This window comes from Bradyrhizobium sp. RD5-C2, from assembly GCF_019972155.1.
In the GTDB taxonomy this organism is placed as follows: domain Bacteria; phylum Pseudomonadota; class Alphaproteobacteria; order Rhizobiales; family Xanthobacteraceae; genus Bradyrhizobium.
In genome coordinates, this window is sequence record NZ_BOVL01000007.1 from 359,301 (window position 1) to 379,240 (window position 19,940).

The 19,940-nt window shown below is 64.5% G+C and carries 17 protein-coding genes; 7 read left to right on the top strand and 10 right to left on the bottom strand.

Features of this window, described 5'->3' with window-relative positions; translation table 11 throughout:
- Positions 1-303 precede the first annotated feature (303 nt).
- The gene (locus BraRD5C2_RS07325) at positions 304-1,842 is read left to right on the top strand and encodes a porin (RefSeq protein WP_223967609.1); all 1,539 of its coding nucleotides are present in this window, start codon (positions 304-306) and stop codon (positions 1,840-1,842) included.
- Between the two features lie 396 nt (positions 1,843-2,238).
- Here BraRD5C2_RS07325 and BraRD5C2_RS39635 read toward each other — a convergent pair whose 3' ends face one another.
- Complete coding sequence (locus BraRD5C2_RS39635; protein ID WP_374707965.1) at positions 2,239-2,577, bottom strand: hypothetical protein; 339 nt, start codon at positions 2,575-2,577, stop codon at positions 2,239-2,241.
- A gap of 290 nt (positions 2,578-2,867) precedes the next feature.
- Here BraRD5C2_RS39635 and BraRD5C2_RS07335 point away from each other — a divergent pair, with 290 nt between their 5' ends.
- Positions 2,868-3,830, top strand: a complete 963-nt coding sequence (locus BraRD5C2_RS07335; RefSeq protein ID WP_223967610.1) for an SDR family oxidoreductase — start codon at positions 2,868-2,870, stop codon at positions 3,828-3,830.
- A gap of 73 nt (positions 3,831-3,903) precedes the next feature.
- On the opposite strand, the gene BraRD5C2_RS07340 is transcribed toward BraRD5C2_RS07335, so the two are convergent.
- The 4 genes from BraRD5C2_RS07340 to BraRD5C2_RS07355 form a co-directional block, all read right to left on the bottom strand.
- Positions 3,904-4,371 carry a GcrA family cell cycle regulator gene (locus BraRD5C2_RS07340; RefSeq protein ID WP_223967611.1) on the bottom strand — a complete coding sequence of 156 codons (468 nt, stop codon included), beginning with the start codon at positions 4,369-4,371 and terminating at the stop codon, positions 3,904-3,906.
- Between the two features lie 47 nt (positions 4,372-4,418).
- Positions 4,419-4,619 (bottom strand): hypothetical protein, encoded by a 201-nt coding sequence (locus tag BraRD5C2_RS07345; protein WP_016844973.1) that lies wholly within the window; start codon positions 4,617-4,619, stop codon positions 4,419-4,421.
- Between the two features lie 173 nt (positions 4,620-4,792).
- On the bottom strand, positions 4,793-6,619 hold the full coding sequence (locus tag BraRD5C2_RS07350) for an AMP-binding protein (RefSeq protein ID WP_223967612.1): 1,827 nt from the start codon (positions 6,617-6,619) through the stop codon (positions 4,793-4,795).
- An 86-nt stretch (positions 6,620-6,705) separates the two neighbouring features.
- Entirely contained in the window at positions 6,706-7,647 is a 942-nt protein-coding gene (locus tag BraRD5C2_RS07355; RefSeq protein ID WP_223967613.1) for an acetamidase/formamidase family protein, read from the bottom strand.
- Positions 7,648-7,713: 66 nt separating this feature from the next.
- Between BraRD5C2_RS07355 and BraRD5C2_RS07360 the strand changes: the two genes are divergently transcribed.
- The 3 genes from BraRD5C2_RS07360 (at position 7,714) to BraRD5C2_RS07370 (ending at position 10,653) form a co-directional block, all read left to right on the top strand.
- The gene (locus tag BraRD5C2_RS07360) at positions 7,714-8,505 is read left to right on the top strand and encodes a YdcF family protein (protein ID WP_223967614.1); all 792 of its coding nucleotides are present in this window, start codon (positions 7,714-7,716) and stop codon (positions 8,503-8,505) included.
- Between the two features lie 93 nt (positions 8,506-8,598).
- A complete protein-coding gene (locus BraRD5C2_RS07365) occupies positions 8,599-9,384 on the top strand; it encodes a DUF169 domain-containing protein (RefSeq protein ID WP_173642565.1) in 786 nt (261 codons plus the stop codon).
- A 93-nt stretch (positions 9,385-9,477) separates the two neighbouring features.
- The gene (locus BraRD5C2_RS07370) at positions 9,478-10,653 is read left to right on the top strand and encodes a saccharopine dehydrogenase family protein (RefSeq protein WP_223967615.1); all 1,176 of its coding nucleotides are present in this window, start codon (positions 9,478-9,480) and stop codon (positions 10,651-10,653) included.
- 132 nt (positions 10,654-10,785) lie between these two features.
- On the opposite strand, the gene BraRD5C2_RS07375 is transcribed toward BraRD5C2_RS07370, so the two are convergent.
- Positions 10,786-11,985: an FAD-dependent monooxygenase gene (locus BraRD5C2_RS07375; protein WP_223967616.1), complete on the bottom strand. Its 1,200-nt coding sequence runs from the start codon at positions 11,983-11,985 to the stop codon at positions 10,786-10,788.
- A gap of 123 nt (positions 11,986-12,108) precedes the next feature.
- Here BraRD5C2_RS07375 and BraRD5C2_RS07380 point away from each other — a divergent pair, with 123 nt between their 5' ends.
- The gene (locus BraRD5C2_RS07380; protein WP_171948162.1) at positions 12,109-12,603 is read left to right on the top strand and encodes a MarR family transcriptional regulator; all 495 of its coding nucleotides are present in this window, start codon (positions 12,109-12,111) and stop codon (positions 12,601-12,603) included.
- On the opposite strand, the gene BraRD5C2_RS07385 is transcribed toward BraRD5C2_RS07380, so the two are convergent.
- From BraRD5C2_RS07385 to BraRD5C2_RS07400, 4 genes are all read right to left on the bottom strand, one after another.
- Positions 12,575-13,843 carry an O-antigen ligase family protein gene (locus BraRD5C2_RS07385; RefSeq protein WP_223967617.1) on the bottom strand — a complete coding sequence of 423 codons (1,269 nt, stop codon included), beginning with the start codon at positions 13,841-13,843 and terminating at the stop codon, positions 12,575-12,577. The two genes, BraRD5C2_RS07380 and BraRD5C2_RS07385, sit on opposite strands and share 29 nt — an antisense overlap.
- A gap of 143 nt (positions 13,844-13,986) precedes the next feature.
- Positions 13,987-15,522 carry an undecaprenyl-phosphate glucose phosphotransferase gene (locus BraRD5C2_RS07390; protein ID WP_223967618.1) on the bottom strand — a complete coding sequence of 512 codons (1,536 nt, stop codon included), beginning with the start codon at positions 15,520-15,522 and terminating at the stop codon, positions 13,987-13,989.
- A gap of 115 nt (positions 15,523-15,637) precedes the next feature.
- A complete protein-coding gene (locus BraRD5C2_RS07395) occupies positions 15,638-16,777 on the bottom strand; it encodes a glycosyltransferase family 4 protein (protein WP_223967619.1) in 1,140 nt (379 codons plus the stop codon).
- Between the two features lie 3 nt (positions 16,778-16,780).
- Positions 16,781-17,419 carry a polysaccharide biosynthesis/export family protein gene (locus BraRD5C2_RS07400; RefSeq protein ID WP_223967620.1) on the bottom strand — a complete coding sequence of 213 codons (639 nt, stop codon included), beginning with the start codon at positions 17,417-17,419 and terminating at the stop codon, positions 16,781-16,783.
- Positions 17,420-17,593: 174 nt separating this feature from the next.
- Here BraRD5C2_RS07400 and BraRD5C2_RS07405 point away from each other — a divergent pair, with 174 nt between their 5' ends.
- The gene (locus BraRD5C2_RS07405; RefSeq protein ID WP_223967621.1) at positions 17,594-19,930 is read left to right on the top strand and encodes a GumC family protein; all 2,337 of its coding nucleotides are present in this window, start codon (positions 17,594-17,596) and stop codon (positions 19,928-19,930) included.
- Positions 19,931-19,940: the final 10 nt, after the last annotated feature.

A 19,940-nucleotide genomic window follows, 5' to 3' on the forward strand; every position in this document is an offset into this window, starting at 1 on the left:
GGGTGCGACAAATTGGCCATGCAGGTAAGGGGCTTACGTCGAGCGTTGCTGGCGGGACACAGTGTGGCCGCATTCGCATTCCTGACTTTATAAACTATTTTGATTGGGCAACTCGCCCATGCATATTGAACCCGGCGGTAGGGGAATCTCGATCGTCCCGTTGCGGTGATCGTTCAAGTCCGTCGCACTCACAGATTGATCTGAGGGTGCGAGGTTTGGGGAAAACGGTCTTGGACAATGCGGGAGGATCACGGGGCGCTCGCGGCCCGGACTCTACGCATATGAGCAACTTGGAGGTTTAATATGAAATTGGCGAAGAGCCTTATTCTGGGCTCGGCCGCTGCGCTGGTCGCGGTCGGCGGGGCACAGGCAGCCGATCTTCCCGTTAAGGCCAAAGCGGTCGAATACGTGAAGGTTTGCTCTCTCTATGGTCCGGGCTTCTACTACATCCCCGGCACCGACACCTGCATCAAGCTGGGCGGTTTCGTTCGTGCCGACGTGGTTGTGAACGGCAACAGCGTCTACGGCCCGAACGTCAACGGCGCCAGCGGTGCCAACAACCGCTTCACCAACGGCTACACTTGGCGTTCGCGTGAAGACTTCAACATCGACACCCGCACCGCGACCGAGTACGGCGTGGTCCGCACCTACTTCGACGCGGTGTTCACCTGGACCACGGACAGCTACGGTCCGGGCGCTGCCGCCGGTTCGACGATCTATTCGCCGATCGGCACGTCCTCTGCGCCGAACAACGCTGGCTCGGGCAACGTTGCCGCTGGTTCGGTCGGCGTCTACTACGCCTTCATCCAGTTCGCCGGCTTCACCATGGGTAAGGCGGTCTCGCAGTTCGCTGCTCCTTGGAACGGTTATCCGGGCAACAACTACGACGGTCTCGTCGGCGGCGTGAGCACCACCAACGGCATCAACCAGTTCACCTACACCGCACAGTTCGGCAACGGCGTGTCGCTGGCTCTGTCGGCGCAGGACCAGGCTGCCTACATGCAGGCTGGCGTGAACAACCTCTCGGTTGCCGGTGCTTACGGCTCGAGCGACTACGCTGGCACGATCGCGCCGGACTTCGTCGCTGCGCTCAAGGTCGACCAGGCTTGGGGCATCTTCCAGGCGTCGATCGCCGCGCATGACAACCACGCAGCCTACTACGGCGGCACCGAGTTGACCGGTCATCCCGACGACAAGTGGGGCTGGGCTGGTGCGCTGGCCCTGTCGATCAAGAACATCCCGACCGGACCTGGCGACACCATCAACATCCAGGGCGTCTACACGGACGGTGCGACCCGTTACAACATCCAGGAACTGGCCAGCCAGTTCAGCTCGGTCGCCATCTACAGTGGTTCGAACCTCCCGGGTGCGTATGGCAGCGTCGGCTTCGGCACTGCGCCTGACACGGTGTTTGGCCCTGGTGGTCAGCAGCAGAGCGTCAAGACCTGGGGTATGCGCGGTGCGTACACCCACAACTGGGATCCCTACTGGAACACCAGCATCTACGGTGCTTACGCTGCGATCATGTACAACGACACGGCTAAGTCGCTCATCTGCGGCGTCGGCGGCGTCGGTGGCACGTTCCGCACCACCTTCGGTGGCGGCGCTGGCGTGACCAACTGCAACCCCGACTACAACATCGCGCAGGTCGGCTTGATCACCCGTTGGACCCCGGTCAAGAACCTGACCTTCTCGGCCGACGTGACGTACGTCCACCTCGACCAGAAGTATGCCGGCACGATCACCACGGCGGCTGCTGCTGTCGGCAAGCCGACCGCGACCTACGAGCTGAAGGATCAGGACACTGTCCAGATGCTCTTCCGCGCTCAGCGCAACTGGTAATACCAGTTGATCTGATCACGATCTGACAGAACCCCGGCAGGCAACTGCCGGGGTTTTTTCTTCGACTGGAATAGGTAGCGGAAGATTGGCTGCGTCATTTCGGTCCAGGCGAACAACGAAGACGTGCCATGCGATTCATTCGCGGCAAATTTATTTACTTACCTGATCTACTAAACTATATACGTGGCGGCCAACACATTGAATGATGGCTCTTAGCTCATGCTAAGCCTCCCAAACCTCCGGCAATGCCCTGCCGGAGGTTTTTGATTCAAGGCACCGGCCGCCGATCGCGACGCGTGCGGCCGTCGCAAACAGTTGCTCGCAAGCAGGGCTCACACCGTCTCGCCGATTCGACGCCGTCAAGATTTGACGGAATCGATCCGCAGTGCATTCTCGTTACTCATGGGACGCTTCAAGAACAGCCGCCTGGCTCGGATGAGCAGCGGCCATTACTGCTTGATCCGGGATCTCGGGCTGGTGAAGGGCGGCAAGGGGTTGCGGCACCATGAAGTTGTCGTCGACTTCTCGTGGCGCGGCCTGCTCAAGCTTGTCTTGAGCGTTGCCACTGGCGTTCTGCGGCGGCGCGCGCCTGTGCAGATCGAGACAGCCGAATAGCGCGCGAGCGGTCCCGCGCTCCGACCTGGCGTTCACGGGGTTCGCGGACAAGCGTTCGAGATCGCGCGACATCATCTCAGCATCTGAGAGCGCGCATGCGATGACGATGTATCGTGCCACGCCGCTTCTGCGCTTGTCTGATCCGCGATCGCCATCAGCGTTGTTGCAACCATTCTGTTCCGGATCTGCACGAGCAGTGTCTCCGCTTGTCGATATCGGATTGTTCGCTACGCGGAATGATTTCGATCTGCTGCCGGCGGCACACTTGCGCGCGATGAGTGGGCGCCGTTGCTGCGCGACAATTCGGTGATGTAGAGTGCCGCAGCCAAGCGGCTGCGGCTGCGATCCGCGCTCCAGCCGAAACCAAGAACAAGCAGGGCAAGAAGAATCAAGGAAGGAACGGATCTCACATGAAGGATTTTGCCGGAAAGATTGCCGTCATCACCGGTGGCGGCACGGGCATGGGGCGCGAGCTGGCGCGGCAGCTCGTTGCTGAAGGATGCAATGTGGCGATGTGCGACGTCTCGATGGAAGCGATGGCCGAGACCAAGCGGCTGTGCGAGGTCGAGAAGCTGCCGCAGGGGCTGCGCATCACCACCCATGTCGCCGACGTCTCGATCGAGGACCACTACAAGCGCTTTCGCGATGAGCTGGTCGAGCAGCAGGCGACCGACAAGATTCATTTGCTGTTCAACAACGCCGGCATCGGCGGTGGCGGCAGCCTGTTCACCAACACGCGTGAGCAGTGGGAGCGCACCTTCAACATCTGCTGGGGTGGCGTCTATCTCGGCGTCCGCACCTTCCTGCCGCTGCTGGTGAAGGCCGACGAGGCGCACATCGTCAACACCTCGAGCGTCAACGGCTTCTGGGCCTCGGTCGGCATGGGCGTATCGCACACCGCCTACAGCGCGGCGAAGTTCGCGGTGAAGGGATTCACGGAGGCTATGATCAACGATCTCCGCCTCAACGCGCCGCACGTCAAATGCTCGGTCGTGATGCCCGGCCACATCGGCACCTCGATCGTGTCGAACTCGCGCAAGGTGCAGAATGGCGCCGACCAGCTCAATCCCGACGAGCTCAGGCAGGCCCGCCAGCGTCTGCAAGGGCAGGGCATCGACGTCGCCAAGATGTCGGATGCCGACATCCAGCAGCTCGCGCTCGACCGTGCGCGTATCTTCCATGACGAGGCACCGACGACGGCCGCCGCCGCCGCCAAGATCATCCTCGACGGCGTGAAGGCCGATCGCTGGCGCATCCTGGTCGGTGACGATGCGCATCTGCTCGACGAGCGCGTGCGCAACACCCCGGAGCAGGCCTACACGCCGGAGTTCTACCAGGGCATCGTGGCGGCGACCGGCTGGAAGGTCGGGTGATCAGCGGTCCGGTTCTGATCGATCAGAACCGGACCTGCTCCCCGCTTCAACGCGGTGCGCGTCGCGCGAAACGCTACCCGCGGATCGCGCGCTGGCGTGATCCCGCCTGATAGGCGAGGCGATAATGCCCGGAGCAATAGGGCATGCCGCCGAGCGGCGTGTTGCCGCAAAAGCAGAAATCATCGGCGCCGGGTGTGCTGATCGGCCAACGGCAGCGCTGCTCGCTCAGCTCGAACAGCGAGCAGTTGTTGGCGCTGACGATCGGCGCATCGTCGGGCACTTGTTCGTAGACCGCCTGAAGTAACCGGAGCTGCTGCTTCGCGGTTGCCCGTTGCGCGGCGTGGGCGGTGGATTTCTTCCGCCTGGCCCGGCGTTCGTCCGGCGTCGTGCGCGTCAGGTTCAGCCGCGACAGCTTGCCGATCACCGCATTGCGGCTGACGCCGATATTGACGGCGATGTCGCGGCAGGAGAGGCCGGCTTCAAAGTAGATCTTGAGTTGGTCGACGCGCTCCGGCGTCCAGGTCGGTTCGATGGTAATCATCTGACGGTTCCACGTTCTGTTGAACCGCCGCGCCGACGCGCGCGCCGTCAAGGCGTGCGGCCGTTGTCGCGGATTGCAAGCAACCCGTCCTTGATGGCGAGCCGAATGCCTTCCTCGATCAATGTCCGTGCGACGCCCGGGACGCTCGTGCCGTGGGTGCCCTGTCTCACCAGCTTCTCGAGGTAACCAATGGTCGAGAGCGCCAACGTGACCGGGACGCGGTCGGTTTCGGCCTTTTCTGTAGCCATGAGAAAACGCTTAACCCTGAACGCCTGTACTGAAAAGTATCTATTTAGAGTCTATTTAGGAATGTGGCGGTCCGTCAAGCCATGGACTGCGAAACTGGACGCGCGGGTTCGCGCGCGCCGGAAGCTGGTTCCGGCGCGGCGCTGCTGTCAAATTTACTAGATAAATTAGTGAGTTAGGATCGTAATTCGACCTTGACCGGGAACGTCTTGAGAAGCCGTTCAGCCGTTTCGGCCTTGTCCGCCGGCGCGCTCACGCTCAGGTACAGCCCGCGAGATGGGTCGGTGATGGCCTCGACACTGACCTCGCCCGACAGGCCTTCCCGAGCCAGGAGCTCGCGCGCGGCCTCGCCGGCGGCGATCTCGCGCAGCTTCGGCTTGAAGATCTTGCCGACCGGCGTGACCGGCATCTCGGGGATTACCGACACCACGCGCGGCCGCGCCGGCGGCTCCAGGATGTTCTCCTGCACGAAGGCAGCGAGCGCGTTCGGATCGATATGGGCGCCGGGCTGCGCCGAGACGAACAGCATCGGCACTTCGCCAGCGTAGCTGTCAGGACGCCCGACGGCCGCGGCCAGCGCCACGCCCGGAAACGCCAATGCTGCATCCTCGATCGCCCGCGGGTCGATGTTGTGGCCACCACGGATGATGACGTCCTTGGCGCGGCCCAGGATGTAGACGAAGCCGTCGGCGTCGATCCGGCAGATGTCGCCGGTGCGCAGCCAGCCGTCGCGGAACGCCTCTTCGGTCTGCTTCTTGTCGACGTAACCGGCGAACACCTGCGGGCCTCGGGTCAGGAGCTCGCCGACCGGCGAGGGCCACGGCCCGGTGTTGAGCTTACCGCCGTCAAGGATCGCGAGCTCGACCAGCGGATTGCGGGTGCCGACGCTCTCGGCGCGCGGCTTCACGCCGTGCACGTCGTGGGTGATGGCGCCGGCGAGCTCGGTCATGCCGTAGAGCTGCTGGATGCAGGGGCCGCCCCAGGTCGCAAGGTAACGCCGTTCGATTTCCGGCGGGCAGATCGAGGCGCCGGTGGCGGTGACGCGCAGGGTCGAGATGTCGCTGTCCGCGACCGGGATGTCTGCCAGCGCCCCGAGCGTGGTCGGCACGTTGCCGGAGATGTTGACCCGGTATTTCTCGACGATCTTCCAGAAATGCGTGATCAGCGCGGGATCGCGCGCGCCGGCCGGGCCGGGGATGAAAATCGTCGTACCGGCGGAAAGGCAATTGGCCGTCGTGCAGAACAGGCCTCCGACATGGAACAACGGCATCGTGATCATCGCGCGCTCACCGCGGTGAAAGTCGAGTGCCATGCGCGAGGACACGGTAGAGGCGACCATCGCGCGGTTGGTGAGCCGCGCTACCTTGGGATGACCTGTCGTGCCGCCGGTCGGCAGCATCACCGCGACCCGGTCGGCCTCGCTCATGTCCTTGGACTTGCCGTAGTCGTCGCGCCACGCGGGATCAGGCCGCAGCACCTCACCGTCGAACGAGATGCTGCCGTCGAGCGGCACGATCACGATGCGCTTGAGCGATGGCACCTCGCGCTGCAAGCCTTCGACCCGCTCATAGAGCCCGCCCGGCATGCCCGGCGGCGGCGCCAGCAACAGCTTTGCCTTGATGGCGTTGAGCTGGGCGACGATCGCCTCGCGCGTGAACAGCAGATTGAGCGGCTCGGCGACGCCGCAGGCGGCTGCGCCGAAGATCGCAACCACAGTCGCCGGGCACGCCGGCACCAGGACCGCGACCGCATCGTTCTTGCCGATGCCCTGGCCGCGGAAATAGTTTTCGGCCGCCTTGATGCAGCCCATCAAATGATCGTTCGAGATCACGATCGGATTGGGATCGAGCGGCGAACGCAGATAGATCGCGGCTTCAGCGTCCGGCGCGCCCTGGGGGCCGCGGGCAATGAGATCGAGGATGCGCGGGCAGGCGGCGAGCGTCTCCTGCATCTCCTTGTCGCGCGCAGCCTCGTCGGCCAGCGAAAGCCTGTCCTTGAGCATATCCGTCCCCGTCCATTTTTGTTCGTTGGGACGGGGATTGTATCGAGCCCAACTTGCGGAAAACAAGTGCGGCTTATCGACCGGCGTCAGCCGTGAACGACCGATTTGGCGATCATGCAGTGAATGCCTTTGGAGCCGTTGACGGTCTGCGTGACGCGCAAGTCGGCGGCCAGGCTGCACAGCGTATAGGCGTCCTCGCGCGATAGATTGCGTTTCTCGCCGAGCAGCACGATCATGTCGCGCAGCGCGCGCACCACGCACTGGTCGAGATCGGGATCCATCGCCATGGTCATGTAATGGTCGGCGGTCTCGGCGCGCGGATAGGCGAGCTTGAGGTCCTTGCGCAGGGTCAGGCGGAATCGGCCCGTGAGCGCCGTCTCGATCGCGGTGACGCAGACCTCACCGTCGCCCTGCACCCCGTGACCGTCGCCGCAGGAGAACAGGGCGCCCGGCACGAACACCGGCAGATACAGCTTGGCGCCTGGCCCGAGCTCCTTGTTGTCGAGATTGCCGCCCATCGCGCGCGGGATCAGCGAGGAGATGCGGCCCCAGGCCGGCGGCGGCGACACGCCCATCACGCCGAAGAACGGCTTTAGCGGCAGGTCGAGCCCCCATGGCATGCGGCCGACCATGCGCGCGCGATCGAGCGGGATGTTGAGGATGCGGGTCTCGTGGAAATCGTCGGGCAGGGTGCCGGACAGCGGCTTGATCAGATTGTAGCCCCAGTCTTGCCGGAGCTGGACGTCGAGAATATCGACCTCGAGCACGTCGCCGGGCTCGGCACCGCTGACGGCGATCGGGCCGGTCAGGATGTGCCCGGGCACCATCCGCTCGCATTTCGCATGAATGTCGTCGAGCTCGGGAGGCACGACGAACTTGCCACGGTCGGGCACCACGTCGGGGCCGCCGCTGACGGTCTCGATCGTGACCTCGTCGCCGCTCGCAATGGTCAGGACCGGTTTCAGCTTTGCTTCGAAGAAGCCCCAATGGCAGGTTTCGGGACTGGACTTCAGATGATGATGGGTCATGTGACTGCTTTTTATTGCATTCCCGACAGCGTATGACGCTGTAGCAGAACTTCGCAGAGGCTTCGCTTGTTTTTTGTGCTCTCCAAGACGCTCGGCATCCTGCTGCTGCCGATCAATTTCCTGATCGGTATCGGCGCGATCGGCGCCGTTCTGCTGCTGACGCGGTTTGCCCCGCTCGGCCGCAGGTTGATGGTGGCGTCAGCGCTGCTGCTTACGATCTGCGGCTTCTCGCCGCTCGGCAATGTCCTGATCTCCATCCTGGAGCAGCGCTTTCCGCCATGGGACGCTTCGCGCGGCGCGCCCGACGGCATCATCGTGCTCGGCGGCTCGATCGATGCCGATCTGTCGGTTGCGCATGGCACGCCGGTGGTGCGCACCGCGGCGGATCGCGTCATCGCAGCGGCGGCGCTGGCGCGCAGATATCCGAACGCGCGCCTCGTGTTCACCGGCGGCAGCGCGAACCTGATCTCGAATGACGCGCGCGAAGCCGACTACGCCGCCGAGATATTCGAGAGCCTCGGCATCGCCAAATCTCGATGGATCATCGAGCGCCGCTCACGCAACACGGTGGAGAATGCCGAGTTCTCCAAGGCGCTGGTCGATCCCAAGCCGGGTGAGCGCTGGCTGCTCGTGACGTCGGCCTATCACATGCCGCGGTCGGTCGGGCTGTTCCGCAAGGCGGGATTCAACGTCGAGGCCTATCCGGTCGACTGGCGGGTCGGCAATGTCATGGGTTTCGCGACGCTTGCGATCGAGGGCCTGTCGCGCACCGATCTCGGCGCGCGGGAGTGGATCGGGCTGGTGGCCTATCATCTGGCGGGCAAGACCGATGATTTGCTGCCGGGACCGGCACGTTGAGCCGCACCACGAGCTTGTCGCTTCCCTCGTCCAATCCGGCTAACATCAAAGCAACAGGCGGCGCCAAGCCGCCGATCACGGGAGTTTCTCGCCATGCAACAGCAGACACCGCCGGAACAGTTCGACCTCTCCGCAATCGTGGCCGACCTGAACAACCTGCTGCGGCTGAAGACCACGGTCATCGGCATCAAGATGTTCGCGCGCGTCGAGGAGATGGAGGCGATCCCGAAGATCCGCCGCCCGTCGGCGGTCCACACTACGGACCAGATCGTCAGCATGGCCTCGCGGCTCGGCTGGACCGTCGGCATCACCGGCGATGATCTGGTCGGCGCGCAATGCCGTGCGGTGATCGGGCTCGCGCCGCAGGACGAGAAGTGGCTTGCCGGCGAGAACTATGTCGGCGTCTGGCACGGCACGGCCGAAGACGCGCGCAAGCGCCAGGAGGCGCTCGACGTGGTGCCGTACGGTCGGTATCAGGCGATGGCGGTGAGCCCGCTGACCAGCGGACGTCTCAATCCGCCCGACATCTGCCTCGTCTACGCGACGCCGGGACAGATGATCATCCTGATCAACGGGCTGCAGTATACCGGCTACAAGAAGTTCGAGTGGGGCGTGGTCGGTGAAACCGCGTGCGCGGACTCGTGGGGGCGGGCGCTGAAGACCGGTGAGCCGAGCCTGTCACTGCCGTGCTTCGCCGAGCGCCGCTATGGCGGCGTGCCTGACGAGGAGATGCTGATGGCGCTGCCGCCGGCCTATCTGGTGAAGGCGATCGCGGGGATGAAGCAGCTCGCCAAGAACGGCCTGCGCTACCCGATCGCACCCTATGGCATCCAGGCCGACGTCCGCGCCGGCATGGGGGTGTCCTATGCCAAGAAATAACTGCAGGAAATAGCGGCAAGAAATAGCTGATTGCGTCGCTGCGCCCGCGATGACAAAAGGGGCGCCCATTTTGCTGAGCAGGGAGCCCGATCCATGTCCTCGTCGAAACTCGACATCGTCGTCTATGGCGCAACCGGCTTCACCGGCCAACTCGTCGCCGAATATCTCGCCGCGCATCATCGCGACGGCAGCTTGAAATGGGCGATGGCCGGCCGCAGCAAGGACAAGCTCGCCTCGGTTCGTGATGCGATCGGCGCGCCCGCCGACACGCCGCTGATGGTTGCCGATGCCAGCGACGCCGCATCGCTGAAGGCGATGCTGGCGCAGACCAAGTCGGTCATTTCTACGGTCGGTCCGTATCAGCTCTATGGCAATGAGCTGATCGCGGCCTGCGCGGACAGCGGCACCGACTATTTCGATCTCTGCGGCGAGCCGGTCTGGATGCGGCAGATGATCGACAAGCACGAGGCCGCGGCAAAGGCCAGCGGCGCGCGGATCGTGTTCTCCTGCGGCTTCGATTCCGTGCCGTTCGAACTCGGCGCCTTCTTCGTCCAGGAGGAAGCCAAACGCGTATTCGGTGCGCCGGCGCCGCGCGTTAAAGGCCGGGTCCGCGACATGCGCGGCACGCTGTCGGGCGGCACGGCCGCGAGCGCCAAGGCTACGTTCGATGCGGTCGCCAAGGATTTGAGCCTGGTCGCGATCCTCAACAACCCGTTTGCATTGACGCCGGGCTTCGAGGGCCCAAAGCAGCCGCGCGGCAGCAAGCCGGCCTATGAGGACGACCTGCACTCATGGACCGCGCCGTTCATGATGGCACTGATCAACACGCGCAACGTCCACCGCTCCAACATGCTGATGGGCTTTCCGTACGGCAAGGAGTTCGTCTACGACGAGATGGTTCTGACCGGTCCCGGCGAGAAGGGCGAAGCGATTGCCAAGCGCGTGATGGCGCTGAATTCCGAGAAGACCGGGCCGAGCGCGCCGAAGCCGGGCGAGGGGCCCTCGAAGGAAGAGCGCGAGAACGGCCGCTACGATCTGCTTTATCTCGCGGTCGCGCCTGACGGCCGCATGGTCCGCGCCGGCATCAAGGGTGATCGCGATCCCGGCTACGGCTCGACCTCGAAGATGATCTCGGAATGCGCGATCTGCCTGTTGCGCGACACGCTCGACGTCGCCGCCGGCTTCTGGACGCCGGGAGCGGCGATGCAGCACAAGCTGATCAAGCGCCTGGTCGATCACGCCGGGCTGACGTTCGAGGTCGAGAAGTAACTTCCCGTCCCCTTGTCCCGTGTCATCGCCCGGCTCGACCGGGCGATCCAGTACGCCGCGGCCTCTCGGCTCAAGCACTGCTGTCTCTGGAATACTGGATGCCCCACTTTCGCGGGGCATGACAGCTGGTAGCTACGCCGCCGCGCGCGGGTTGTACGCGTACATGAAGTCCATGCCCTTGGACGACACCGGCAGCAGCAGCTTCAGCATGTGATCGCGAAGCCAGGCGCCGGTCGGGCCGAACTCGCGCTTGCTGTTGCCGTTGCGGCGGGCGATCGCCACGATCTTCTCGGCGCGCGGGCGCCGTTCGTGCTCGAAGGCCTGGAACGTCAGGCCGAGCTCCTGGCCGTCGCGCATCAGCATGCCGAGCCGCAGCGCGTCCTCCAGCGCGAGCGATGCGCCCTGGCCGGCGTGCGGGCTGGTGGCGTGCGCGGCGTCGCCGATCAGGAGCGTGCGCTTGCGCGACCAGGTCGGCAGCGTCGCGACGTCGAGCGTATCGGTCACCACGATGTTCTCGGCGGCCTCGATGATCTCGGGGATCGGCGCGTGCCAGCCGGCGTGGAAATCGCGCAGATGCTGCCTGATCGCGTCCTGGCTCTGCAGCCGGTAGGCCGCGGCGGTCATGCCGTGCGATGGCTGCGTGCTCCACCACATCCCACCCGTGTCCGGATCGGGACTGCACAGGCCGTAGCCGAAGAAGCCGCTTTGCCCGAACGTCGTCTCGAGCTTTTGACCGATCGAGAGACGCTCGAACATGGCCCGCGGCACGAATCCGCCGAAACCGATCAACCCGGTATCGAACGGCGTCGGACCGTCCGGGATCACGTGCCGACGCACCGCCGAATGCACGCCGTCGGCGCCGATCACGAAATCGCCCTCGGCGGTGGTGCCGTCGTTGAAATAGGCGATGACCGGCTGGTCGCCGCGATCCTCGATCTTCACCAGCTTCTTCTCGAAGAACACCGAGACGCTGGAGGCCCAGGCCTTGTCGATCAGCGTCTCGTTCAAGGTCGCACGGCACATGTTCACCGCGGGCTGGCCGAAGCGCTGCTGCATGTTCTGATTGAGCGAGCCGAGCTTCTTGCCGGCCTGCGAATAGAAATCGAACGACTCCGCGATCGAGCCGCTGCGGATCAGCTCGTCCGCGAGGCCGAGCTCCGCCAGCACATGCATGCCGTTCGGTGCGATCTGCAAGCCGCCGCCGATCCCGGTGGAGTAGGGCCATGCTTCATAGAGCTCGGCCTCGATGCCGGCGCGGGTCAGGAACATCGCGGTCACCGGACCTGCGATGCCGGCGCCGATGATCAGAGCTTTACGGGGACGTGAGGTCATGCCTTGCTCCATGCATCCGTGTGGGGTACGAAAGGTCAGTGTCTAATTATCTTAGAAGATAAGATATTTGGCGATTAAGATATGGGAGCAGCTTTGTCAAGCGGGAAGTCGCGCGCGGCGCTGATGCAGGAACTTGAAGAGGCGATGCGCCGGTCATCCGCGCAGGGCGTGATGTACGGCCAAGCCGTTGCAAACATGGCCGGAATCTCCAATTCCGACATGGAATGCATGGATATCCTGCACCTCGAAGGGCGGGTGACCGCGGGCCGTCTCGCCGAAGTCACCGGGCTGACCACCGGCGCGATCACCGGCGTGGTCGATCGACTGGAGAAGGCGGGTTACGTGCGCCGCGAGCGGGACGAGAGCGACCGCCGCAAGGTCTTCATCTCGGTGGTGGAGGAAAAGGCGGCCGAGATCGGCAAGTTCTACGTGCCGATGCAGGAGGCGATGCTCAAGCTCTGGAGCCGTTACACCGACGACGAACTGCGCCTGCTGCTGCGCTTCGCCAATGACGGCTACAAGGGTGTGCTGGAAGCGACCGGCGCGCTGAAGACGGTGATCGACATGCCGCCGGAGCAGCGCGCCGAGCTCAAGCTGCCGCCGAAGTCTCGTCGCTGACCTCGGCTGGTGTCGCGCGGGTGCGCTCGGTGGCCGCGTACATGCCCCACATTGTGCCCAGCATCATCCAGAAATGCCGCCAATGGTCGGTATCGATGATGAAGCTCTCGCCGGCGATGCCGAGGAACGCCGAGAAGATCGCGAGATAGTCGCGTTGCCACGGCACCCGCTTGTAGATGTAGCGGAAGCCGATGATCGCGCTGACGAACACCAGCGCCGGATAGCAGATGCCCGAGATCCAGCCGCCCGACATGAAGGCGTTGAGGAACGAGTTGTGGGTGTCCTCGGGGAAGTAGGTGTGGAATTGCAGCGGGCCGATGCCGAACGGCAACTCGAGCGCCATCTGGGCACCGAGGATGTGGCGGCCGAACCGGCCGAAGCGGCCTTCGTCGTAACTCTGGTCGAAGCTCGCGCGCTGCTTGAACATGTCGGCGACCGAGCCGATCGACAGCAGCACCGCGACCAGTGCGACGGCCAGGATCGCGGCGATCAGGGTCATCACGATGATGCGCGAGCGCTGCGCCTGCGAGCGGCTGGTGAACACCATCAGCGCCAGCATGAAGGCCGCGGTGACGATCAAGCCGCCCCAGGCGGCGCGGGAGAACGACAGCAGGATCGCAAGCGAGATGATGCCGAAGGCGATGGCGTTGCGGAACGCCTTGCCGAAGCGGTCGGTGACCACGCTTTGCAGCGTGAACAGCGCCGGCAGGATCAGGAAGGCGCCGAGCACGTTCGGATCCTTGAAAGTGCCGCGGGCGCGATCATACAGCGTCAGCAGATCATAGCCGCCGGGCACCAGATGGAAGTAGCCGGCGATGCCCGCAAGTGAGGCGATCATCGCGCCGACGATCAGGCCGCGGCGCAGCATGTCGAGCCGCGCTTCGGTATCTTCCGACATCACCATCGCGAAGAAGATGACGGTGACGGCCATGTACCAGGAGGTGAGGACCCAGTTCACCACCTCCGGCTTGTCGAGGAACGGCACCGCGCCGATGCTGTAGCCGACATTGAGCACGATCAGCGCGAACAACAGCGGCATGAACACGAGCTGCATGCGCAGGCCCGTGGCAAAGAACAGCACGCAGGCGGTCAGCGTGACGAGTTCGTACGGGCTCGGTTCGATGAACACGATGGCGATCGAGGCGCCGGCGAGCCACACCAGTGCCCGCTGCAGCGCCAGCACGCCTGACGGCGCCGATGCCGGCGAATGGGACGTCCCGGCTGTCGCCGCATAGGCCATCGGATACTCACGCAACTTGATACAAAACACACAACGGATGCTTCGTCATTGCGAGGAGCGAAGCGACGAAGCAATCCACCTATCCCCGAGCTGCGATATGGATTGCTTCGCTACGCTCGCAATGACGGCAGTAAGTCTAGGCCTCAGTACGCGTTCTCGTTCTTGGTCAGCAGCGAGAACGGGGTCTTGAGCAGGATGTAGAGGTCGAACAGCACCGACCAGTTCTCGATGTAATAGAGGTCGAATTCGACGCGCTTCTGGATCTTCTCATCGGTGTCGACCTCGCCGCGCCAGCCGTTGATCTGCGCCCAGCCGGTGATGCCGGGCTTGACGCGGTGGCGGGCGAAGTAGCCGTCGACGGCCTCGTCGAACAGGCGGTTTTGCAGCTTGCTCTGCACCGCGTGCGGACGCGGGCCCACCAGCGAGAGATTGCCCTTGAGCACGACGTTGAACAGCTGCGGCAGTTCGTCGAGCGAGGACTTGCGGATGAAGCGGCCAACGCGGGTGACGCGCGGATCGTTCTTGGTCACCACCTTGGAAGCGGTCGGATCGGCCTGGTGATGATAGAGCGAGCGGAACTTGTAGACGTCGATCCGCTCGTTGTTGAAGCCGAAGCGCTTCTGGCGGAACAGCACCGGGCCGGGGCTGTCGAGCTTCACCGCAAGCGCCACCAGTCCGAGCACCGGCAGCGCCGCAAGCAGGGCCAGACCGCCGACCACGCGGTCAAACAGCCATTTCAGCACCAGATCCCAGTCGGTGATCGGCGCCTCGAACACGTCGAGCGTCGGCACCTTGCCGACATAGGAATAGGAGCGGGGGCGGAAGCGCAGCTTGTTGGTATGAGCCGACAGGCGGATGTCGACTGGCAGGACCCAGAGCTTCTTCAGCATCGCCAGGATGCGGGTCTCGGCCGAGATCGGCAGCGCGAACAGCACGAGGTCGACGCGGGTGCGGCGGGCGAATTCGACGATGTCGTCGACCTTGCCGAGCTTCGGTGAGCCGGCGCAAGTCTCCATCGCGCGGGTGTCATTGCGGTCGTCGAACACGCCGAGCACGTGGATGTCGGAATCATCGTCGGCATTGAGCGCCTCGATCAGTTTCTCGCCGTTCTGGTCGGCGCCGACGATGATGGTGCGGCGGTCGAGCCGGCCATCATGCGCCCAGGCACGCACCATCGAGCGCAGCGCGAGCCGTTCGGCGATCAGCACCGCAAGGCCAACGCAGAAGAACGACGACAGCCAGAACCGCGAGACCTCGCCGCCGAGCTTGACCAGGAAGGAGACCCCGATGAACAGAAGGAACACAAACGCCCAGGACGAGATCATCCGCGTCATCTGGCGGAGCTGGCCGCGAAAGATCTGTACCTGGTAGATATCCGCGGCCTGGAAGCAGACCACCGCCGCAGCCGACATGCCGAGGATCGATGCGATATATCCCCAATGGATGGCGATCGGCCTGACATAGGCAAAATAGAGCCCGACGCCGACCAGGCTGAGCAGCACGAAGTCGGCGAGGCGAACCACGCCGGCGATCACGACCGGCGAGTAAGCGCTGTGGACTTTCTGATTGGTAATAGCGAGCGCGGCCGGCGACAGGCGGCGGCGGCGTTCGACCTGCGGCTGAGCGGCCGTCGCAGACGCAGCGGCATCCAGCATCGAGCGTGCGTTAAACGGTTCCACGAGTCCACGTCCATTTCTGCGCGTGCAGATGGGCATCCGCGCGCAGCACCGAAATTCCCCTGGACGTGAGTTAAGGGGACAAATCGGAAGAAACGGTTACGTGTGTAAGAAATGGTTAACGTTTGGCAAATGCGTCGCGATAGCCGGCCAGTACGCCCTCGACCATGGCGCTCTGCGAGAAATGTTCGGAAATCCGTTCGCGGAGTTTCTGCGCGCGCGCCGCGGTCGCCGTGGGATTGTCGAGTGCGGCCTTGATGGCGTCGGCCATCGCGCCGGCATTGCTGGGCGCGAACAGCGCGTCGGTGTGGGTATCGAAGATCTCCGGGATGCCGCCGACATTGGCTGCGATCATCGGAACACCGGCCGCTCCGGCCTCGATCACCACATAGGGCATCGAATCGCCACGCGAGGGAACCACCAGAACGCTGCCCTTCGAGAAGCCGTATCGCGCCTTGACGTGGCCGATGAAGCGAACGGCATCGCCGAGCGACAGCCGCTTCACCTGCTCCTTGAGCCGCTCGAACTCTTCGCCGTCGCCGCCGAGCGTCAGCGTCACTGGCTTGCCCTCGGCGCGCAGTTTCGCCACCGCATCGATCAGGAGGTCGGCGCCCTTGATGCGCCGGAATTCGCCGACATAGGCCACGTCGGAGGCGTCGTCGGCCTTGGGAACCGGTTCGAATTCCTCCGACGTGACGCCGTTGAAGACACAGCGGACGAGGCCTGAGGGCTTGCCCACCGTGCGCTGATAGGTGTCGCGGGCGAACGCGCTCTCGAACAGGAACAGGTCGGTGCTGTTCATCAGCGTACGCTCGAGCTGGCTGTAGAAGCGGCCCTTCCAGGTGTCGAGCGGATAGTGCAGCGAGCCGCCGTGCGGCGTGTAGACCCGGATCACCTTGTCCGATCGCCGCCGCAGCCGGACATAGGCGCCGGCCTTGGCGCCATGACCATGCACGACATCGGGTTTCAGCTTCCGGGTCAGGCCGGCGATATGCGCCCAGACCATGAAGTCGGCGAAGCGCGGCTCGCGGCGAATAGCCACCCGGTGGACGCCGAGCTTGAGGCGTGGCTCGATCTCGGCGAGGACCGCGTCGGCCCGCGTGCCGCCGGTCAGGCTGTCGGCGACGATGCCGACGTGGTGGCCGCGTTCGATCTGGCCGTTGGCGACATCGAGGATGTGACGAATGATGCCGCCGACCGGGGCGCGGACGACGTGCAGGATGCGGAGCGGCCGTTCCTGATTTTGATGCTGTGCCATCGATCAGAACCAGCGTTCGCCGACGAAGACGGTGTCGCCGGGCCCGATCGGCGTGCCCAGGGGAACGACGAAGCGGCCGGCGCCCGATGCATCGGTATGGGTGAGGGTGACCTGGTCGCGCCTGGCGCGCGGCGAGAAGCCGCCGGCGATCGCCACTGCGCTCTCGACCGTCATGTTGGGTACATAGGGATATTGGCCGGGGGCCTGAACTTCGCCGAGGATGAAGAACGGGCGGTAGGATTCGATCTCGACCGCCACCGAAGGCTCGCGGATGAAGCCGTTGCGCAGCCGTGCGGTGATCTCGGCGGCAAGCCCGGCAGGCGTCCGGCCGCGTGCTGGCACCGAGCCGATCAGCGGCATGGTGATCGCGCCGGCCGCATCGATCGCATAGGAATTGGTCAGGCCTTCCTGGCCATAGACCACGACGCGAAGCCTGTCGCCGGGGCCGAGATTATAGGTCTCGCGCGTCGGCGCGGGATCGGCATAGGCCACGGCCATCGGCACGGGCGCAGCAAAGGCTGGCTGCCCATACGCCATCGAATCGAGGGCCGGGTCACCAGCAACCGGCGACGTCCGGCCCATGCAGCCCGACAGCGCGAGCGCAGCAATCAGACAAACGAGGGGAGCGCGCAGGTCGCGCATGTGAGGAATCCCGCAACAATATTGGCGTCGATTAACCGCACCCATGGTTAACAAACGATGACGGCCGGTGGTGGCCGCCGCATCCGCCAACTCCGCCGATTAACCCAGCAGCAACCTTAATGGACTGTAATCGCCGCCATTGAGATGGAATCGCGGCGTCCGCGGGAGTTCGTTATGCGTTTTGCATTCTGGCGTAGAGGCAAGGAAAAGGCCGCGGTGCAACGGGCGTTGCCGAAGTCTGCGCCGGTTGCCGCCGAAGCCGTTGCGAGGCCGGCTGCGCCGATATCAGCTCCTGACCAGCCGACGCGTCCGGCGGAGACGACGGATCTCGATCTGCATGTGCTCGGACGCGCGCTGGCGCGCAAGCGAAGCTGGATCATCGTGCCGACCGTGCTCGTGTTTGCGGTGTCGCTTGCCGCCGTCAACGTCGTGACGCCGCGCTACAAGTCGGAAGCGCGAATCCTGATCGACAATCGCGAGAACGCCTTCCTGCGCCCGAACGGCGAGCGCGACCTGGAGCGCAGCTCGCTCGACGCCGAAGCCGTGACGAGCCAGGTCCAGCTTTTGCTGTCGCGCGATCTCGCACGTGACATCATCAAGAAGAACAAGCTCGCCGAGCGCCCGGAGTTCGATCCGGTGCTGCGGGGCTTTTCCCCGCTGAAGTCGCTGCTGGCGCTGTTCGGCATCGGCCGTGACCCGTTCAGTCTGACCCCGGAAGAGCGGGTGCTCGATTCCTATTACGAGCGCTTCCAGGCCTATGCGGTCGACAAGTCGCGCGTCATGGTGATCGAATTCCAGTCCGAGGATCCCGAGCTTGCGGCGCGCGTCGCCAACTCGATTGCCGACGGTTATCTGGTGTTGCAGCAGGCGGCGCGGCAGGACCAGGCCAAATCCGCCAGCACCTGGCTGCTGGGCGAGATCGACAAGCTGCGCAGCAAGGTCGCGGAAGCGGATTCGCGGGTCGAGGAATTCCGCTCGAAGTCGAGCCTGTTCGTCGGCACCAACAACATCCCATTGTCGAACCAGCAGATGGGCGAGCTGAACACGCAGCTCAACAATGCCCGTGCGCTGAAGGCGGATGCCGAGACCAAGGCGCGGCTGATCCGCGAAATGCTTCAGGGCGGCAAGCCGATCGAGGCCTCCGAAGTGCTCAATTCCGAGCTGATCCGCCGGCTCGCCGAACAGCGCGGCACGCTGCGCGCGCAGCTCGCCGAGCAGTCGTCGACGCTGCTCGACAACCATCCGCGCATCAAGGAATTGAAGGCGCAGATTGCCGACCTCGACCGCCAATTGCGCGAGGAAGCCGGCAAAATTTCGCGCTCGCTGGACAACGATGCCCGCGTGGCCGATGCCCGCGTCCAGGCGCAGCAGGCGGGCCTGGATCAATCGAAGAAGCAGGCGTCGTCGAGCAACAGCCAGGACGTGCAGCTGCGCGGATTCGAGCGTGAAGCCAAGGCGCAGCGCGATCTGCTGGAAGCCTATCTCGCGAAGTATCGCGAGGCGACCGCACGCGAGAACATCGAGGCCGCACCGACCGATGGCCGCATTATCTCGCGCGCCACAGTCTCGAACACGCCGGCCTATCCGAAGAAGCTGCCGATCGTGCTGATCGCCACGCTGGCGACGCTGTTGCTGTCGTCGGGCATCATCATCACTGGCGAGCTGCTGCGCATCTCCGCGCCGGGCGCGGTGGGCCGTGCCTTCGCACCGGCCGCCGCAGTGATCCGGCGCCGCGAGCCGGTCATGGAGACCGCAACTGTCGACGAGCTGGCACTGACGCTGCCGCCTGAACCTGAGCTCGCGTCGCCGCTCGCGCCCAGCCTGTCGCCCGAGCCTGATCTGAGGCCCGAACCCGCCGTTGCATATGAGCCCGTCATCAACGATCCGCAGCCTATGCCCGCTCGGACGGCCAACGAGATCGATGAGCTGGCCGAGCGTTTGGTCGCGGCCGGTCCCGCCGCCCACAAGGTCACGGTGCTCGGCCCGGCCGCCGGCGAGAGCGTCACGCTGACTGCGCTGACGCTGGCCCGTCTGATGGCGCGTCAGGCCAAGGTCGTGGTGGTCGATCTCGTCGCGTCTTCACCCGCGCTGACGGCGGCAACCGTCGATCCCGGCGCGCCCGGCCTTGCCGAACTTATGCAGGGTGAGGCGACGTTCGCACAGATCATCACCAAGGATCGGCAGTCGCGGGTTCAGATCGTCAGCGCCGGTCGTCCGGGCTTCGATCGCTCGCATCTGCAATCGCCGCGGCTGGCGCTGGCGATCGATGCGCTGCTCCGGGTCTACGACCACGTGCTGCTCGACGCCGGCACGGCCGTCGACCTGCCGGCCGAGCTGCTGACCGCAAAGGCGCAAGCTGTCGTCGTGCCCGATGCCGGGATGGCGCAGGATGCCCGGCGCTCGATGGTCGATCAGCTCAGGGCCGTCGGCTTCTCCGAAGTCACGATGCTGACCAAGCCCTGTGCGCCGTCGGAAACGGTCGTGACCGGTCCGCGCGTGGTGGCGGCCTGACGAAACCTTC

Bases quoted from the DNA above. Each gene is read 5' to 3' on its own strand.
- BraRD5C2_RS07325 (WP_223967609.1), top strand. From the start codon at position 304: ATGAAATTGGCGAAGAGCCTTATTCTGGGCTCGGCCGCTGCGCTGGTC.
- BraRD5C2_RS07335 (WP_223967610.1), top strand. From the start codon at position 2,868: ATGAAGGATTTTGCCGGAAAGATTGCCGTCATCACCGGTGGCGGCACG.
- BraRD5C2_RS07340 (WP_223967611.1), bottom strand. From the start codon at position 4,371: ATGATTACCATCGAACCGACCTGGACGCCGGAGCGCGTCGACCAACTC.
- BraRD5C2_RS07345 (WP_016844973.1), bottom strand. From the start codon at position 4,619: ATGGCTACAGAAAAGGCCGAAACCGACCGCGTCCCGGTCACGTTGGCG.
- BraRD5C2_RS07350 (WP_223967612.1), bottom strand. From the start codon at position 6,619: ATGCTCAAGGACAGGCTTTCGCTGGCCGACGAGGCTGCGCGCGACAAG.
- BraRD5C2_RS07355 (WP_223967613.1), bottom strand. From the start codon at position 7,647: ATGACCCATCATCATCTGAAGTCCAGTCCCGAAACCTGCCATTGGGGC.
- BraRD5C2_RS07365 (WP_173642565.1), top strand. From the start codon at position 8,599: ATGCAACAGCAGACACCGCCGGAACAGTTCGACCTCTCCGCAATCGTG.
- BraRD5C2_RS07370 (WP_223967615.1), top strand. From the start codon at position 9,478: ATGTCCTCGTCGAAACTCGACATCGTCGTCTATGGCGCAACCGGCTTC.
- BraRD5C2_RS07375 (WP_223967616.1), bottom strand. From the start codon at position 11,985: ATGACCTCACGTCCCCGTAAAGCTCTGATCATCGGCGCCGGCATCGCA.
- BraRD5C2_RS07380 (WP_171948162.1), top strand. From the start codon at position 12,109: ATGCAGGAACTTGAAGAGGCGATGCGCCGGTCATCCGCGCAGGGCGTG.
- BraRD5C2_RS07385 (WP_223967617.1), bottom strand. From the start codon at position 13,843: ATGGCCTATGCGGCGACAGCCGGGACGTCCCATTCGCCGGCATCGGCG.
- BraRD5C2_RS07395 (WP_223967619.1), bottom strand. From the start codon at position 16,777: ATGGCACAGCATCAAAATCAGGAACGGCCGCTCCGCATCCTGCACGTC.
- BraRD5C2_RS07400 (WP_223967620.1), bottom strand. From the start codon at position 17,419: ATGCGCGACCTGCGCGCTCCCCTCGTTTGTCTGATTGCTGCGCTCGCG.
- BraRD5C2_RS07405 (WP_223967621.1), top strand. From the start codon at position 17,594: ATGCGTTTTGCATTCTGGCGTAGAGGCAAGGAAAAGGCCGCGGTGCAA.